Source organism: Paenibacillus sp. FSL L8-0435, assembly GCF_037965655.1.
Classification (GTDB): Bacteria; Bacillota; Bacilli; order Paenibacillales; family Paenibacillaceae; genus Paenibacillus.
In genome coordinates this window covers 4874407-4892190 of the sequence record NZ_CP150185.1, presented here as the reverse complement: position 1 = coordinate 4892190, position 17784 = coordinate 4874407, and the positions used below count along the sequence as shown (strand labels likewise).

Annotated in this window: 14 protein-coding genes; all 14 read left to right on the top strand. The window is 47.7% G+C overall.

The window, feature by feature from the left end; translation table 11 throughout:
• Positions 1 to 94: 94 nt before the first annotated feature.
• The 14 genes from NST33_RS21790 to sigE all read left to right on the top strand — a co-directional run bounded on the left by NST33_RS21790 (position 95) and on the right by sigE (position 17757).
• Positions 95 to 2047 carry a stage V sporulation protein D gene (locus tag NST33_RS21790; RefSeq protein ID WP_339305032.1) on the top strand — a complete coding sequence of 651 codons (1953 nt, stop codon included), beginning with the start codon at positions 95 to 97 and terminating at the stop codon, positions 2045 to 2047.
• Between the two features lie 140 nt (positions 2048 to 2187).
• Entirely contained in the window at positions 2188 to 3675 is a 1488-nt protein-coding gene (locus NST33_RS21785) for a UDP-N-acetylmuramoyl-L-alanyl-D-glutamate--2,6-diaminopimelate ligase (RefSeq protein ID WP_339185427.1), read from the top strand.
• Complete coding sequence (murF, locus tag NST33_RS21780) at positions 3675 to 5087, top strand: UDP-N-acetylmuramoyl-tripeptide--D-alanyl-D-alanine ligase (RefSeq protein WP_339308741.1); 1413 nt, start codon at positions 3675 to 3677, stop codon at positions 5085 to 5087. The genes NST33_RS21785 and murF overlap by 1 nt, the downstream gene beginning before the upstream one ends.
• Positions 5088 to 5099: 12 nt before the next feature.
• Positions 5100 to 6068 carry a phospho-N-acetylmuramoyl-pentapeptide-transferase gene (mraY, locus tag NST33_RS21775; RefSeq protein WP_047843751.1) on the top strand — a complete coding sequence of 323 codons (969 nt, stop codon included), beginning with the start codon at positions 5100 to 5102 and terminating at the stop codon, positions 6066 to 6068.
• Between the two features lie 3 nt (positions 6069 to 6071).
• Positions 6072 to 7493: a UDP-N-acetylmuramoyl-L-alanine--D-glutamate ligase gene (gene murD, locus NST33_RS21770; RefSeq protein WP_339305030.1), complete on the top strand. Its 1422-nt coding sequence runs from the start codon at positions 6072 to 6074 to the stop codon at positions 7491 to 7493.
• Between the two features lie 48 nt (positions 7494 to 7541).
• Positions 7542 to 8639, top strand: coding sequence for a stage V sporulation protein E (spoVE, locus tag NST33_RS21765; protein WP_339305028.1), 1098 nt, complete (start codon positions 7542 to 7544; stop codon positions 8637 to 8639).
• 7 nt (positions 8640 to 8646) lie between these two features.
• Positions 8647 to 9756, top strand: coding sequence for an undecaprenyldiphospho-muramoylpentapeptide beta-N-acetylglucosaminyltransferase (murG, locus tag NST33_RS21760; RefSeq protein ID WP_076211539.1), 1110 nt, complete (start codon positions 8647 to 8649; stop codon positions 9754 to 9756).
• 149 nt (positions 9757 to 9905) lie between these two features.
• The gene (gene murB / locus NST33_RS21755; RefSeq protein ID WP_076250757.1) at positions 9906 to 10811 is read left to right on the top strand and encodes a UDP-N-acetylmuramate dehydrogenase; all 906 of its coding nucleotides are present in this window, start codon (positions 9906 to 9908) and stop codon (positions 10809 to 10811) included.
• 17 nt (positions 10812 to 10828) lie between these two features.
• On the top strand, positions 10829 to 12112 hold the full coding sequence (murA, locus tag NST33_RS21750; protein WP_221822039.1) for a UDP-N-acetylglucosamine 1-carboxyvinyltransferase: 1284 nt from the start codon (positions 10829 to 10831) through the stop codon (positions 12110 to 12112).
• 58 nt (positions 12113 to 12170) lie between these two features.
• Positions 12171 to 12938: an FtsQ-type POTRA domain-containing protein gene (locus tag NST33_RS21745; RefSeq protein ID WP_091014077.1), complete on the top strand. Its 768-nt coding sequence runs from the start codon at positions 12171 to 12173 to the stop codon at positions 12936 to 12938.
• 293 nt (positions 12939 to 13231) lie between these two features.
• Complete coding sequence (gene ftsA / locus NST33_RS21740) at positions 13232 to 14515, top strand: cell division protein FtsA (RefSeq protein WP_036614863.1); 1284 nt, start codon at positions 13232 to 13234, stop codon at positions 14513 to 14515.
• Positions 14516 to 14665: 150 nt separating this feature from the next.
• Positions 14666 to 15781 (top strand): cell division protein FtsZ, encoded by a 1116-nt coding sequence (ftsZ, locus tag NST33_RS21735; RefSeq protein ID WP_017687306.1) that lies wholly within the window; start codon positions 14666 to 14668, stop codon positions 15779 to 15781.
• Positions 15782 to 16042: 261 nt separating this feature from the next.
• Positions 16043 to 17023 carry a sigma-E processing peptidase SpoIIGA gene (gene spoIIGA, locus NST33_RS21730; RefSeq protein WP_339308739.1) on the top strand — a complete coding sequence of 327 codons (981 nt, stop codon included), beginning with the start codon at positions 16043 to 16045 and terminating at the stop codon, positions 17021 to 17023.
• 11 nt (positions 17024 to 17034) lie between these two features.
• Entirely contained in the window at positions 17035 to 17757 is a 723-nt protein-coding gene (gene sigE / locus NST33_RS21725) for an RNA polymerase sporulation sigma factor SigE (protein ID WP_017687308.1), read from the top strand.
• Positions 17758 to 17784 lie beyond the last annotated feature (27 nt).

Genomic DNA, 17784 nt, shown 5'->3' with positions numbered 1-17784 from the left:
GGAGCTCTGACAGCTTGTTCTAACCCCCGGTTGTCCTGAATATTCATGAATGGAACGAATGTCATGATTTTGGGACGAGTGGGGGGATCTTTTCGTGAAGGGATCAAGCGTAAATCTGCGACGCAGGTTGCTATGGAGTTTAATGATTTTAGTTTTGTTATTTTCGGCCCTGATGATCAGGCTTGCTTATGTACAGCTCGGGGAAGGCCCTGAATTGTCAGCAAAAGCAGAAGAATCCTGGCGGCGTAATATTCCTTACTCAGCCAAGCGGGGGGAGATCCTGGATCGAAATGGAACCTCTCTGGCCTATAATGTGACAACACCAACCATTATGGCCATTCCGGCTCAGGTTAAAGAAGCCGAATCGACAGCTAAAGCGCTGGCCCCATTGCTTGGGATGACGGAAGAAAAAGTGCTGGCAACCATCAAGAAACGAGAACTCATTGTACGACTACAACCCGGCGGCCGCAAAATTACGATGGAGAAAGCTCAGCGCATCCGTGATTTGAAGCTTCCGGGTATCGTTGTTGCTGAGGACAATAAACGTTTTTATCCTTATGACGATTTGGCTGCCCATATTCTTGGTTTTACGGGCATTGACAATCAGGGCTTAACGGGTGTTGAGAAGAAATATGATGATAAGCTGAATGGTTTGAATGGCAGTGTGTCCTACTTGTCCGATGCGGCCGGAAGGCTAATGCCGGGCTCATCCGAGAAGTATGTGGAACCGAAGGACGGCCTTAACCTCAAGCTGACCATTGATAAATCCATTCAGTCCATCATGGAGAGAGAACTGGATCAGGCCATGGTGAAGTTCCAGGCGAACTCAGCATTGGCCATAGCGATGAATCCCAAAACAGGTGAAATCTTGGGGATGTCCAGCAGGCCGGGATACGAACCTGCCGATTATCAACAATATCCCGCGGAGATATACAATCGGAATTTACCGATCTGGATGACCTACGAGCCGGGCTCCACATTTAAGATCATTACCTTGGCGGCGGCGCTTGAAGAGAAAAAGGTCAATCTGCAACAGGATCAATTTTTTGATCCCGGATATGTTGAGGTGGGTGGAGCCCGTCTACGTTGCTGGAAAAAGGGCGGCCACGGAAGTCAGACCTTCTTACAAGTTGTGGAGAACTCGTGTAACCCGGGCTTTGTGGCTTTGGGGCAGAGGCTGGGCAAAGAATCGCTCTTCTCCTATATTAAAGACTTTGGTTTCGGTACCAAGACAGGGATCGATCTCAGCGGAGAAGCCAGTGGAATTCTGTTCAAACTGTCCAGAGTGGGACCTGTCGAGCTTGCAACGACGGCTTTTGGTCAAGGTGTATCCGTAACGCCCATTCAGCAAGTAGCTGCTGTGTCAGCAGCCATCAATGGGGGTAAACTTTACAAGCCTTATGTTACAAAAGCGTGGGTCCATCCGGTCACGGGAGAAGTCATGGAAGAAGCCAAGCCGGAACTGGTTCGTCAGGTGATCTCGGAGAGTACATCCAAACAAGTACGTGAAGCACTCGAGAGTGTTGTCGCAAAAGGTACCGGGCGTCCGGCATTCATTGATGGATACCGGGTCGGTGGCAAAACAGGTACAGCCCAGAAGGTTATCAACGGACGTTATTCCTCGACTGAGCATATTGTATCCTTTATTGGATTTGCACCGGCAGATGACCCACAGATTGTGGTCTATACGGCAGTTGATAATCCCAAAGGAATTCAGTTCGGAGGTGTGGTTGCCGCCCCGATTGTGCAGAACATCCTTGAAGATGCTTTGCATTATATGAATGTCCCTGTTCGGAAGGATCAGGTCGCCAAAGAATACAAGTATGGTGAAACCAAAATCGTGACAGTCCCAGACCTGACAGGAGCTACTGTTGAAGATCTGTACGAAGACCTGAACATGAATTTTATGCTGGCGAAGTCTGGCAGTGGTAAATACGTGATTAATCAGGCACCTAAGCCTGGGGCGAGGGTAGATCAGGGATCAACCATCCGCATATATATGGGGGATGTACTGAACGATGCACATGATCACACAAAGGATGAATAACAGGGCTTAGGGGTAGTTTGAGGCTTCAAGCGCAACAAAATTCATCCAAGTGCGTTTCATTATTGGGTTGTATTGACGATATTAATAAATACAGACATATGTTAAAACAGAAGTATAATTGGAAAAGTGAGGTTATTCATGTGCTTTTAAAACAATTTGCATCGATGCTGACCACCGCCCGCCTCGTGGGCGAATCAAATACAGAATGCCAAAACCTTCAGACAGATTCCCGGCAGGTAAAACCGGGTGATCTGTTTATCTGTCTTCCGGGACATACGGTAGATGGTCATGATTATGCAGAAAAAGCTGTAAATGCGGGTGCAGTCGCATTGGTGGTTGAACGGCTGCTGGATCTGCCTGTACCACAATTGCTGGTGAAGGACAGCCGGTTTGCGATGGCTGTTCTGGCAGATTTCTTTTTTGACTCGCCAAGCCAAAAAATGAATATGATTGGTGTAACGGGAACGAACGGAAAAACAACGACCACCTATTTGATTGAAAAAATCATGAGTGATTACGGACGCAAGACGGGATTGATCGGCACTATTCAAATGCGGTATGACGGTCGCACCTACCCGATGTCAGGAACAACACCAGAGGCGCTTGATCTGCAGCGTAGTCTGCATGATATGGTTCAGAAGGGTACGGACTGCTGTGTTATGGAAGTTTCTTCTCACGCATTGGAACAAGGGCGAGTAAAGGGAACAAATTTCCGTACTGCGGTATTCACTAACCTGACGCAGGATCATCTGGACTACCACCATTCCATGGAGGAATATCGCGGGGCCAAAGGATTGTTCTTTGCACGTCTGGGTAACGGTTATACAGAAGATGTTTCACAGCGCAAATTCGCTGTCATCAATGCAGATGATCCGGCTGCGGCTTATTTCATCTCTGTGACTGCGGCTGAAGTGATTACATATGGCATGGGTGAAAAGGCGGATGTACGCGCATCCCAAATCTCAATTACATCTCAGGGAACTTCTTTCCATGTGGATACATTTGCAGGCAACGCGGATATTCGATTGCGCATGGTAGGTAAATTCAATGTGTACAATGCAATGGCAGCCATCTCTGCAGCGCTGGTGGAAGGTATTCCGCTGGAAGAGATCAAGCGCAGTCTGGAGACGGTTCCGGGCGTGGATGGACGTGTTGAAGGAGTGGACGAAGGACAGCCATTTGCTGTTATTGTCGATTATGCCCATACACCGGATGGACTGGAGAATGTGCTGCGGACGGTGAAGGAATTTGCCGAAGGACGTGTGATCTGTGTGTTTGGCTGTGGTGGTGACAGGGACCGTACCAAACGCCCTCTCATGGGGAAAATTGCTGCGAATTATAGTGATTTTGTACTGGTTACTTCCGATAATCCACGGACAGAAGATCCGGATCTGATTCTCAAAGACATTGAACAGGGCCTGATTGAAGAATCCGTTCCTGCTGAACGTTATACGATGATTGTGGATCGGCGCCAGGCGATTCATGAAGCTATTGAAATGGCAAGCCCAGCCGATGTAGTATTGATTGCGGGCAAGGGTCACGAGACCTATCAGATTATCGGCACAACCAAAACCGATTTTGATGACCGAATCATAGCCAAAGAAGCGATAAGGGGCAAATCCAATTGATAAAAAGAACATTGGCACAATTGGCCGAGATGTGTGGAGGAACATTAAGTGACGTTGCCGCTCATGGCAATGTAATGGTGGAAGGAGTGTTTACCGATTCGCGTAAACCTCTGGAAGGCAGTTTGTTTATCCCGCTAGTGGGTGAAAGGTTTGACGGACACGAATTTGTGCAAGCCTGTCTGGAGAAGGGGGCTGCAGGCGCGATCTGGCAAAAGGATCATGGTATTCCGCCGCAAGGAGCTGTCATTGTTGTTGACGACACACTTGTTGCACTGCAAGCACTCGCATCTGCTTATCTAACGGAGAATAAAGCGGCTGTAGTCGGCATTACAGGCAGCAACGGCAAGACAACAACAAAGGACATCGTTGATGCCATTCTCTCAACGACGTTCAAAGTGCATAAGACGCAAGGCAACTTCAATAATCACATTGGTTTACCACTGACTGTACTAAGCATGGACCCGGATACCGAGATTATCATTTTGGAGATGGGTATGAGTGGTCGCGGGGAAATTAACGATCTGTCGGTTATTGCGCAGCCTGATGTAGCGATCATTACCAATATTGGTGAATCTCATCTGCTTCAGCTAGGGTCCAGATTGGAGATTGCCAGAGCCAAAGCTGAGATTGCCGCGGGATTGAAGCCTGGCGGGTTACTGATCTACAACGGAGACGAGCCTTTAATTGCACAAGTCCTTGAAGAGCCCGCAACTAAACAACCTGATGGATTGCAGCGGTTTACATTTGGTCTGCAAACCGATAATGATGACTATCCTACTGGACTTATGAATGCGCAAAACGGCGTAGTTTTCACCACCAAACAGTCTGGAGAACATGCATTTACGCTACCTCTGCTAGGAACGCATAATGTCGTTAACTGTCTGGCTGCTTTGGCTGTAGCTCGTCATTTCAAAGTGACGACGGAGCAGATTGCCGCGGGATTATCTCGCTTGAAACTGACAGGCATGCGTATTGAGGTTACTCAAGGCGTTAGTGGTCTAACCTTGCTGAATGATGCATACAATGCAAGTCCAACCTCCATGAAGGCCGCAATCGATGTACTAGAAGGTCTGAAAGGATACCGCATGAAAGTGGCTGTGCTTGGTGATATGCTTGAACTTGGTCCTCAGGAGCAGAATCTGCATCTTGGAATTGGTGAGTATATTACCTCTGCCAAAATGGACATGGTGCTCGTATATGGCACGCTATCAGCACATATTGCTGAAGGAGCAAGAAAGCATATGCCGGCAGAGGCTGTGCATGCTTTTATAGATAAAGAAGAAATGACCCGTTATCTACTGGAGAAACTACATCCCAGAGACGTTGTCTTGTTCAAAGCCTCAAGAGGCATGAAGCTGGAGGACGTGGTCGAAGCACTACAAATAGCACCATTACAGAATCGAGTAGACTAGAGGGGTGAACCCATGGATTTTCAGGTATTACTGTTAACAATCGGTGTTTCATTTATTCTGGCGGTGATTGCCGCACCGCTCCTGATTCCGCTGTTACGTCGAATGAAATTCGGACAGCAAGTTAGGGAAGATGGGCCTCAGAGCCATTTGAAAAAAAGCGGGACACCTACAATGGGTGGAGTCGTCATTTTAGTTGCGTTCACATTGGCCTTTTTGAAATTTTCGGCAGTCAAGAATACAGACTTTTATGTCTTACTCGTGGCTACGCTGGGATTTGGGCTGATTGGCTTCCTGGATGATTACATCAAAATTGTGTTCAAACGTTCGCTGGGACTGACGGCCAGACAAAAAATGCTGGGCCAATTGTTCTTTAGTGCAGTGATGTGTTTCTTGCTGATCCAGAATGGACACAGCACAGCCATCTCTATTCCGGGTACGTCATTCTCGTTCGACTGGACAGGATGGTTCTATTATCCGTTTGTCGTATTCATGATGCTTGCCATTACCAATGCGGTTAACTTTACCGACGGTCTGGATGGTTTGCTGTCAGGGGTAAGTGCGATTGCCTTTGGCGCGTTTGCCATTGTGGCGATGCAAGCCACGTCGATGCCGGCAGCAGTGTGTGCAGCAGCGATGATCGGAGCTGTACTCGGTTTTCTGGTATACAATGCACATCCGGCCAAAGTGTTTATGGGAGACACCGGTTCTCTGGGGATTGGCGGTGCGATTGGTGCGGTAGCGATTGTAACCAAGACGGAGCTTCTATTTGTCATCATTGGCGGTATTTTTGTTATCGAAATCCTGTCTGTCATCATTCAAGTGGTATCTTTCAAGACTCGTGGCAAGCGTGTATTCAAAATGAGCCCCATTCACCATCACTTTGAATTAAGTGGTTGGTCAGAATGGCGGGTTGTTATTACCTTTTGGGCGGTAGGCGCAATTTTGGCCGCTCTTGGACTTTATCTCAACAAGGGGTTGTAGATCATGAATCATCCTGAATCATATCGCGGACAACAAGTAGTCGTGCTCGGATTGGCCAAAAGCGGCGTACAGGTCGCCAAAGTGCTGGATCGCGCCGGAGCGAAGGTTACAGTAAATGACAAAAAAGAGAGAGATCAATGTCCCGAAGCTTCCGAATTGGAGGCTTTGGGAATTTCTGTTGTATGCGGAGGACATCCGGATGATCTGATTCACAGTGGTGTGAAGCTGGTCGTTAAAAACCCGGGTATCCCATACCATGCAGCTCCTGTGCAGCAAGCTATGGCATTGGGCATTGAAGTGGTGACCGAAGTAGAGGTTGCTTATCATCTATGTGCTGCACCCATGATCGGGATTACGGGCTCCAACGGTAAAACAACAACCACCACGTGGGTGGGTAAAATGTTGGAGCATGCCGGCCTCAAACCGATTGTTGCCGGTAATATCGGAACACCTCTCTGTGAAGCGGCAGAGCAAGCTTCTCCAGATAACTGGATGGTTGTTGAGCTTAGCAGTTTCCAACTTAAAGGAACGGTTGATTTCCGTCCTCGGATTGCCAGCTTGCTTAACGTTGCAGAGACGCATCTGGACTATCACGGGAACATGGATGATTATGTGGCTTCCAAAGCCAAACTGTTCGCTAATCAGCAGCCTGACGACGTAGCCATTCTGAATTGGGATGATGCGGTATGTCGTGGTCTGATTCCTTACATCAAAGGCAGATTGATCCCCTTCTCAGTGACAGAGAAATTGGATACAGGTGTGTATGCAGATCCTCCTTATGTGGATGGAGAAGAGGACGATGTGAAGCGTCAGGTAATCTACGCGGATGAAAACGGAGATCACCACATCATTATCGACGTTGAGAATATTGGCCTTCCTGGGCGATTTAATGTGGAAAATGCACTGGCTGCTGTGGCCATTGCTGTAGCGGCAGGAGCTGATCCTGCGGTGCTGGCTGCTCAGCTTGCAGACTTCAAGGGAGTTGAACACCGACTTGAATATGTCCTGGAGCATAACGGTTCTGCATACTACAACAACTCCAAAGCGACCAATTCGAAAGCTACGGTTATGGCCCTGAATTCGTTCAAGGAACCGGTCGTATTAATTGCTGGAGGGTTGGATCGCGGGTCAGACATGATGGAGTTGTTACCCTTGTTCCAGGAACGGGTAAAAGCTGTCGTTGCAATTGGTGAGACACGGACAAAAATTGCCAAGGTCGCGGAACTTGCCGGATTAAAGCAAATTAAGGTCGTCGATAATGAGGAGGACGCTGCCCGGACGTTAACCGTTGCTGTGCAGGAAGCATCGAAGCTTGCCAGTGCCGGTGATGTCGTTTTGTTATCCCCGGCATGTGCAAGTTGGGACATGTTTGCTTCCTATGAAGAGCGGGGACGCATTTTTAAAGAGGCGGCGCATAACTTGTAAGTAGGGGGGTGGAAAAGCCCCTACTTCCATGCAAGGGGTGGCCTCCTGATGAAACAGACGCGACCGGCACCAGATATTTGGTTGCTGATTTGTATTTTGGCATTGCTTGCCATCGGCATTATTATGGTATATAGTGCGGGCTCGGTGCTTGCCTTTCATGACTATGGCGATTCATTTTATTTTGTAAAAAGACAGGCCCTGTTTGCGGTGCTTGGGCTTGTGGCCATGTTCGTAACTGCTAATGTAGACTACCGGGTGTGGAGGAAATATGCCAAGCCTATACTGATTGCCTGTTTTATTATGCTCATTGCGGTGCTCATTCCTGGAATTGGTGTGGTTCGCGGTGGCGCACGAAGTTGGCTGGGCATTGGTTCGTTCGGTATTCAGCCTTCAGAATTCATGAAGCTGGGCATGATTCTGTTTCTCGCTCACTGGCTGAGCAAGGAACCGGGTAAAATCAAAACCTTCACATCAGGGCTTCTGCCACCGCTGGGATTGATCGGGTTGGCTTTTGGGATTATTATGCTGCAACCTGATTTGGGGACTGGCACCGTGATGATGGGCGCATCGATGCTTATTATTTTCACAGCCGGAGCGCGAATGAAACATCTGAGCTTGCTTGCTCTTGGTGGCGTAGCGGGGTTTGCAGCTTTGATTGCAGCAGCACCCTATCGGTTGCAGCGTATCACAGCGTTTTTGGACCCGTGGTCCGATCCACTGGGTGCCGGATATCAGATCATTCAATCCTTATACGCGATTGGTCCTGGTGGACTGGCGGGATTGGGACTGGGTATGAGCCGGCAGAAGTACAGTTATGTACCAGAACCGCAAACGGACTTTATTTTTAGTATTTTGGCCGAAGAACTCGGCTTTATAGGTGGAATGATTGTATTATTGTTGTTTCTGGTGCTGGTGTGGAGAGGAATGCGTGTAGCCATGACCGTTCCGGATGCCTTCAGCAGTCTGCTTGGTGTTGGTATCGTAGGTATGGTCGCCGTACAGGTCATTATTAACATTGGTGTTGTCATTGGCATGATGCCTGTTACGGGCATTACATTGCCTCTGATCAGTTACGGTGGATCATCATTGACCCTCATGCTCACAGCACTGGGCATTTTAGTGAATTTATCCCGTTATGCGAGGTGACTATGCGATGCGAGTCGTTCTAAGCGGTGGCGGTACGGGTGGACATATCTATCCGGCCGTTGCCATAGCAAGACAATGCGAGGCGGAGAACCCGGACTCGACATTTCTATACATCGGAGGAACCAGAGGGCTGGAAAGCAAGCTGGTTCCCCAAGAAAATATTCCTTTTAAATCCATTGATATTACGGGCTTTCGGCGGAAATTGTCCATCGACAACCTGAAAACGGTCATGCGTTTCATTCAAGGTGTACGCAAGTCCAAAAAAATGCTGAAGGAATTCAAACCGGATGTTGTGATTGGTACAGGTGGATATGTATGTGGACCTGTGGTATACGCAGCAACAAAACTGGGAATTCCGAGTATAATTCATGAACAGAACGCCATTCCTGGTCTGACGAACAAATTTTTGATGCGTTATGTGGACACGGTTGCCGTTAGCTTTGAAGGTTCTGAAAAATCGTTTTCCGGCGCAAAAAAGGTGATCTACACCGGTAATCCGCGAGCGACTACGGTAGCCCAGGCTAGCCGTGATCGTGGTTTTGCCACGTTAGGTGTACCGATGAACAGCCGTGTTGTTCTTGTGGTTGGTGGCAGCCGCGGGGCAAAAGCAATCAATCAGGCCATGGTGGACATGGCTCCAATGCTGGATCAACTGGACGATGTACATGTCGTTTACGTGACAGGGGATACCTATTTTGATGAAACGCGTGAAGCCATTCGCAGCTCATTGGGTACGATGCCAAACCACCTGCATGTCCTGCCTTACGTGCATAATATGCCTGAGGTGCTTGCCTGCACATCCTTGATTGTAAACCGCGCAGGTGCATCATTCCTTGCGGAGATTACATCCCTGGGGATTCCTTCGATCCTGATTCCGTCACCTAACGTGACTAATAATCATCAGGAAGCCAATGCACGCACGCTTGAAGGTGGAGGCGCATCACTTACGATGCTGGAGAAGGAGCTTACAGGCAAAGTCCTGTATGAAGCCATCGCCAAGATTATGAATGATGAATCGGGACGCAAACGAATGGCTGAAGCCTCCCGGAAACTGGGGAAACCCGATGCAGCTGAGGTGCTTGTTCATGAAATTCAGCGTCTTGCTGCACGCCGATAAAGTGCGTTTGTGGGCTATTGTCACACACAAGACGGGGCTGACATAAGATACCGTATAAATCGTGACCATCGTTCCATGGCGCCAGAGCACGGTCTGTAACAACAGAATATACCGTGTTCATCGGTTTTGAAGCAAAGGAGGAAGCAAACATGCATCAGTGGATATCGTTACTATCCCAGAATAATGTTGGCAGAGTTCTTGAAAACGAATCGCTAGCCAAATACACCACATGGAAGATCGGCGGTCCTGCGGATGCACTGGTCATTCCTGAGAATAAAGAGCAGATGATGAATCTCGTTCAATTGCTTCACACGTATCAGATTCCGTGGATGCAACTTGGTCGGGGCTCAAACATGCTGGTGTCAGACAAAGGAATACGCGGTGTTGTGGTGAAACCAGGCGAGGGCTTTGATTATGCCGAATTTCACGAAGGCGGTGTAACCGCCGGAGCGGCGCATTCTTTTGTTAAACTCAGTGTGGTTGCTGCCAAAAAGGAATGGACCGGTCTGGAATTCGGCAGCGGTATCCCCGGCACTGTTGGTGGAGCTGTGTACATGAATGCAGGCGCGCATGGATCGGATGTGTCACGGATATTCAAATTCGCTGAGATTGTACTGGAGACAGGGGAATTGGTACGTTACAGCAAGGAGGACATGGATTTTGCCTATCGCCACTCTGTTCTGCATGATCGGAGAGGCATTGTGCTGGAAGCAACATTTGAACTCCAGCATGGAGAGCGCAACGTCATTTCGGAAACGATGGCGGCTTACAAAGATCGCCGGCGCCGCACACAGCCACTGCAGATGGCATGTGCAGGTAGTGTATTCCGAAATCCACCGGGTGATCATGCAGCCCGCCTGATTGAAGCAGCAGGGCTGAAAGGAATGACCCAGGGAGGCGCACAGGTATCCACCATGCATGCCAATTTCATTGTTAATACAGGCCAAGCAACAGCAGAGGACGTTATCACCCTAATGCAGCAGATACAGAGCACTATATCATCTCAAAACGGTATTAACCTGGTACCGGAAGTCTTCGTAGTGGGTGAGCGGTAAACCCCGGAGGTGATACATTGGACAAATTGGTGATTGAAGGCGGGAAACCCCTCTCAGGATCCATACGCATCCATGGAGCAAAAAATGCCGCTTTACCGATTATGGCCGCAAGTTTGTTGGCAGATGGAGAAGTTACACTGCATAACGTTCCACACTTGCTGGACATTGAAGTGATGCTGTATATCCTGGAACGGCTTGGATGCACGTGTCGGCATGAACAGGGAACAGTGACGATTAATACCTCGTCTATCCGGTCATATGATGTGCCAGAAGATCTAATGAAGCAGATGCGCTCTTCCATTTTTTTGATGGGACCATTGCTGGCTAAGTTTGGGCAAGTGTCAGTGTATCAGCCAGGTGGTTGTGCCATTGGAGAACGCAAAATTGATCTTCACCTCCGGGGCCTGGAAGCGCTCGGAGCCTTGATTGAAGAGCAGGACCAACAGATTATCTGTCATGGGCACAATCTGGTGGGTACAGATATTCATTTGGATTTCCCGAGTGTGGGAGCAACCGAGAATATCATGATGGCAGCCGTTCTGGCTAAAGGCACGACAACCATTTGCAACGCGGCAAGAGAACCTGAAATCCAGGACCTGCAACACTTTTTGAATGCTATGGGTGCAAGCATTATTGGTGCAGGAACGGATACAATTACGATCAATGGCGTTGAGGAACTGAAGCCTTGTTCCTATGAGATTATACCGGATCGAATCGTTGCCGGAACCGTAATGATTGCAGCAGCAGCAACACGAGGCAATGTTACGCTTACACACTGCAATCCTGCTCATCTTACTTCACTTATACATGTATTGAAGCGCACTGGTGTTCAAATCACAGTCTGCAATGATATAATGACGGTGAGCTGTATGAGCCGTCCCAAATCAGTAGACCGTATTGTGACTTCTCCGTATCCTTCGTTTCCGACAGATTTGCAATCGCAAATCATGGTGCTGCTCAGTCTGGCAGACGGATTCAGTGTGATGAAGGAAACGGTATTCGAGGGCCGGTTCAAACATGTGGATGAACTGAATGTGATGGGGGCTGATATTTCAGTCGATCTGAACGCAGCATTTATCCGTGGTGTTCCCCGTCTGTACGGGGCTACAGTAGAAGCAACCGATCTTCGTGCAGGTGCAGCTCTGGTCATTGCTGGTCTGGCTGCTCAAGGCAAAACGGTTGTGGAGCAAGTGCATCATATTGACCGGGGCTACGATCAGATCGAGAAGTTATTCCAAAGTCTTGGAGCATCGGTTGAGCGTCAGTCGCCCGTTTCGAAACAGTTGGATTTTGCCAATTAACGTCCTTGGAGTCCCCTTCTTGAAGGGAGGGGACCTGAGGCTTTGTGGAGCGCTACTTATGCCTAAAAGTCAAATTCCGGTTCTGAAGAAGAATCGGCCAAAAGGAAACACAAGCCGCAAAATTGTAATTATTCTCTTATTATTATTTATTGTTTTGCTCGCTGTACTATTCTTTCGTTCTTCCATGAGTCGGATTTCGGCAATTGAAATTACGGGTAATGTATATACAGCAACTTCAGAACTGCTGGAGAAAAGCGGGCTGAAAGAAGGCGAACAATTTTTTGGGACAAGTACTGCCGAGGTTATTGAGCGTCTCAAGACCATCAAGGCGATTTCCACCGTTACCGTGGACAAGCAATTTCCGGGTATTATTCATATCAAGGTTCAGGAATATGCCACGGTTGCTTATGAGCTTGGTTCTGACGGTACGTTAAAAGCGATATTAGCCAGTGGGACAAGCTTGACGGTTCCGGCAACAATTGGCGTTGCTGTGGAGAAGCCCATATTGACCCAATGGAAGGCTGATGATCCACTCAAAGCCAAACTGAGCCAGACACTGGCTAAAATTCCAAATGAATTGACGACGGATATTTCGGAAATTATTCCGAACCCAACGCCTTCATTTCCGGATCAGATTCGGATGTATACCAAATCGCAGTTTGAAGTGATTACAACCGTCTCTCTTTTATCGGATAAAGTGGAGTATCTGAATCAGGTGATTGAGACCGAACGGCCTGGGAAAATCACCATGCTTGAGGCAGATACCTATGTCCCTTTCATCCCGGATGATCCCGAAGATGATGCTGAACCAGGAGCAACCCCCTGATCTTTGCCATTATGAGGCTGGACTGAATATGAAAGCCTAGGCAGGTCGGGGTTTGGCCCCGTCAGAGCAATGAAACTTGTTCTTTCTGAGATGAAGAAAAAATGATACACTTGAACTTATGGCACCTGAGTTGCCTCCTTCTTTTTTCTTCAAGGTTTTATGTCTGGCAACCAGATTTTGACACCCAAAAACATTGTAGAAAAAAGAGGGAAAGCCTGAAGTGTGTTGAATATGTTTTAAGAGTGTTTAAATTCGAACGTAATTTACTATTGGAGTCAGGAGGTGCCACAGACTTGAGCAACAATGACATCATTGTTAGTTTGGACATCGGTACATCCAAAATTCGCGCTATTATTGGGGAAATGAATAATGGAACCTTTAATATTATAGGAGTTGGATCTGCCGACTCGGAGGGAATTCGCAAAGGTGTAATCGTAGATATCGATCAGACGGTGCAGTCGATTCGCAACGCAGTGGATCATGCAGAACGTATGGTAGGTATTCAAATATCCGAAGTGTATGTTGGAATCTCGGGAAATCATATCGGACTGATGAGCAGTCACGGCGTCGTGGCTGTGTCTAACGAGGATCGTGAAATCGGAGAAGAAGACATGGAACGGGTGTTGAAAGCAGCCGAAGTCATTGCAGTTCCTCCGGAACGGGAAATTATTGATGTTGTCGCCAAGCAATATGTTGTAGATGGCTTGGAGGGCATACAGGATCCCCGTGGTATGATTGGTGTTCGTCTGGAAGTTGAAGCAACGATCATAACGGGTGCAAAAACCGCGATACATAATCTTTTGCGCTGCGTGGAAAAAGCGGGTCTGAAAGTAAGCGATCTGGTTCTCATGTCGCTTGGAGCGGGTCAACTGGCTTTGTCCAAAGATGAAAAAACGATGGGTTCAGTGCTTGTTGATATTGGAGCAGGTGCAACAACCATCGCCATTTTTGAAGAAGACAGTCTTGTTGCAACATCAACGTTGCCTATAGGTGGGGAATTCGTAACAAATGATATCGCCTATGGCTTACGCACGTTAACGGATCAGGCGGAGAAGGTGAAACTGAAATATGGCTGCGCCTGGTTGGATGATGCTGCTGCGGATGTGATGTTCAAAGTCACCCGAATTGGCAGTAATGTAGACAAGGAGTTTTCACAGGAGGATCTGGCAGCAATTATTGAACCTAGGGTTCAAGAAATATTCCAGATGATATCCCAAGAAGTGAAACGTCTTGGTTACAACGAACTTCCTGGAGGTTATATACTAACGGGAGGTACGGTCTCTATGCCGGGGGTTCTGCAGGTCGCTCAGCATGAGCTTGCTGCTTCGGTACGAGTTGCAGTTCCGGATTATATTGGTGTGCGTGACCCTGGGTTTACAAGCGGAGTCGGCATATTGCACAGTGTAATTCGCAGTTTGCGCATTCGTCCCTCGATCAATAACGGCGGTGGAAACAACAACAACAATAATAACAACAAGAAACCGACCAACCGTCCGAAGCCAAATACGGCACAGGAATCGGAGCAAAAACCCGGTCTGTTCGAGCGGCTGAAGAATATGTTCAGCGAATTTATATAACAGGTTGGATCCATTTCATACATTCTTGAAGCCGTCTGAATGCGCCGGTACTAAAATAAACGCTTTCGTTCGTCGATATATGAAATTGATTCGGTTCAAATCAAAAATTGGACGGGCCATCCATGCACATTGAGGGGGAGATGGAATAATATGTTGGAATTTGATTTCGAGATGGAGAGCTTGGCTCAAATTAAAGTCATCGGTGTAGGCGGCGGCGGAAGCAATGCAGTCAACCGTATGATTGAAAATGGTGTACAAGGTGTTGAATTTATTACGGTGAATACGGATGCTCAGGCGTTACACCTGGCGAAATCCGAGCATAAATTGCAAATCGGTGATAAATTGACTCGTGGTCTTGGTGCTGGCGCCAACCCGGATGTAGGTAAAAAAGCAGCGGAAGAGTCCCGCGATCTGATCATGAACACGTTGAAAGGTGCAGACATGGTATTTGTTACAGCCGGTATGGGCGGTGGTACAGGTACAGGTGCGGCTCCGGTTATTGCCGAAATCGCTAAAGAGTGTGGTGCACTTACCGTTGGTGTCGTAACTCGTCCATTTACATTTGAAGGACGCAAGCGTTCCAGCCATGCAGAGCAAGGTATTGAAGCTCTCAAGGAAAAAGTCGACACACTGATCGTGATTCCTAATGATCGTTTGCTCGAAATCGTAGACAAAAAGACTCCTATGCTTGAAGCATTCCGTCAAGCGGACAACGTACTTCGTCAAGCTGTACAAGGTATCTCTGATTTGATCGCTGTTCCGGGTCTGATCAACCTTGACTTTGCTGACGTCAAAACGATTATGCACGAACGTGGTTCAGCCCTTATGGGGATTGGTGAATCAACTGGCGAGAATCGTGCCGCAGAAGCAGCACGCAAAGCCATTATGAGTCCTTTGCTGGAAACTTCTATTGAAGGTGCTCGCGGCGTAATCATGAATATTACAGGTGGCGTTAATCTGTCCCTGTATGAAGTGAACGAAGCGGCAGAGATCGTAACTTCTGCTTCCGACCCGGAAGTGAACATGATCTTTGGTGCCATCATTGACGAAGATCTGAAAGAGGAGATTAAGGTTACAGTTATTGCAACTGGTTTTGAAGATAAACCTGCTCCACCACCACCAGGACGTAAACCAGCTCCAGCAACAGCGGAGACGACGGATACACGTTCGCCGAACCTGCGTCCTTTCGGAAATCAGCCGAGCAATGATCAGCTGGACATTCCGACATTTTTACGCAATCGTTCACGCAATAATAACAACGATTAATACGCAAATCAATTTATTGGAAACCCGGTACTCCTTATGGAGCGACCGGGTTTTTTCTGTTTATTTAGATATCATAGCATACAGCAATGAACAAATTCTGAACAAAGGGCCTGAGCAATTCCGACAAAAAAAGTTGGAACCACACCCCCATGATTAGACAGACTTTGAACAGGGGGCTCCGTATACTTGTGAATATGCTCATGAATATCAGGATATCGGGTACCGGTATTTCGATATGTTGCGCGCAGGCAGGTGAAGACTTTGGTTGTTTATGTGGATCTGATTTTTTTGACAAACCTGTGTATTGACGGTGCACTCATCGGAATGACCGCCTGGATGCGCAAGACAAAGCTAGTTTGGTGGCGGTGGTTGCTGTCAGCCATTGTGGGCGCATTATACGTGGTCATGATGTTTGTACCGGAGTTTGATTTTATGTTCACCTTTCTGATCAAGTTCGGGTTCTCGCTGGTCATGCTTACGATTGCTTTTGGTTTTAAGGGTCTGCAGGCTTTTGCGAGGACGCTCGGTACCTTCTATGTGATTAATTTTGTCGCTGCCGGAGGTATTCTGGGTGTGCATTACATGCTTCAGAGCTCCGGTGAGTTGTTTAACGGCATCTGGTTTACGGCTTCTGGCGGTATGTCATTTGATCTGAAAATTGCTTTCTGGTTCACGTTTATCGTATTTTTTGCTGTTCTGTTTTTATTCAAAGCTGTGCAGAGCTCAAAACGGAAAACGGATCGCATGACGACCTATTTGGGTAAAGTTGAGGTCTGCATCGATGAGGTAGTCATTTCTTGTACAGGCCTTCTGGATACGGGCAATCAACTTACAGATCCCTTATCGCGCATGCCGGTCATGGTGATGGAAGTTTCGTTATGGCAAGACATGTTACCTGCTTCATGGAAGGATAGACTCAAGGACGAGGCGCCGGACAACCTTATTCTGGAGCTTGATCAGGAAAGTTTTCAGTGGCAGGATCGACTGCGGCTAGTGCCTTATCGGGGCATTAACAAAGGGACTGCGTTTATGCTGGCAATGAAGCCGGACCGGGTGAAGGTGACGATGGAGGAAACATGTTATGAGACGACAAGAGTACTTATTGGGCTGGATGGAGGTGTTTTGTCGTCGGATGGGAAATACCAGGCCGTGATTCATCCTGAACTTGTGCAAGACGCTGCTTCTGCGCAGTCTACGGCTCTCTCTGCGGGAGCAACAGAAAAGCCGCTGAATGTGGTATAGGAGGAACGTACATGCTTGTGAAATGGAAACTGGTGGCGCAGCTGCAATATTACCGTCTGTTATTTTTGTTGGGGCTCAAGAGTGAAGAGATCTATTACATTGGGGGAAGTGAGGCACTTCCGCCGCCATTGACAAGGGAAGAGGAAGAATTTTTGCTGCAAAAATTATCCTCGGGAGACTCGGCCATTCGCGCGATGCTCATTGAGCGCAATCTGCGCCTGGTGGTGTACATTGCACGAAAGTTTGAAAACACAGGAATCAATATTGAAGATTTGGTCTCCATTGGAGCCATCGGATTGATCAAGGCAGTTAATACATTTGACCCGGAAAAGAAAATCAAACTGGCAACCTATGCTTCACGTTGTATCGAAAATGAAATTTTGATGTACCTGAGACGTAATAGTAAGATCCGAACTGAAGTTTCTTTTGATGAACCGCTCAACATTGATTGGGATGGAAATGAACTATTATTATCCGATGTATTGGGCACAGAAAACGATACAATCTATCGGAATATTGAAGAGCAGGTAGACCGGAAACTTTTGCACAAGGCACTGGAAAAATTAACGGAGCGCGAGCGAATGATTATGGAGCTTCGTTTTGGCCTGACGGATGGGGAAGAAAAGACACAAAAAGATGTAGCGGATCTCCTCGGAATCTCCCAATCCTACATCTCTCGACTCGAAAAAAGAATCATTAAAAGACTCCGCAAGGAGTTCAATAAAATGGTCTGAAATACATCTTTGGTCAGAATGGGTATT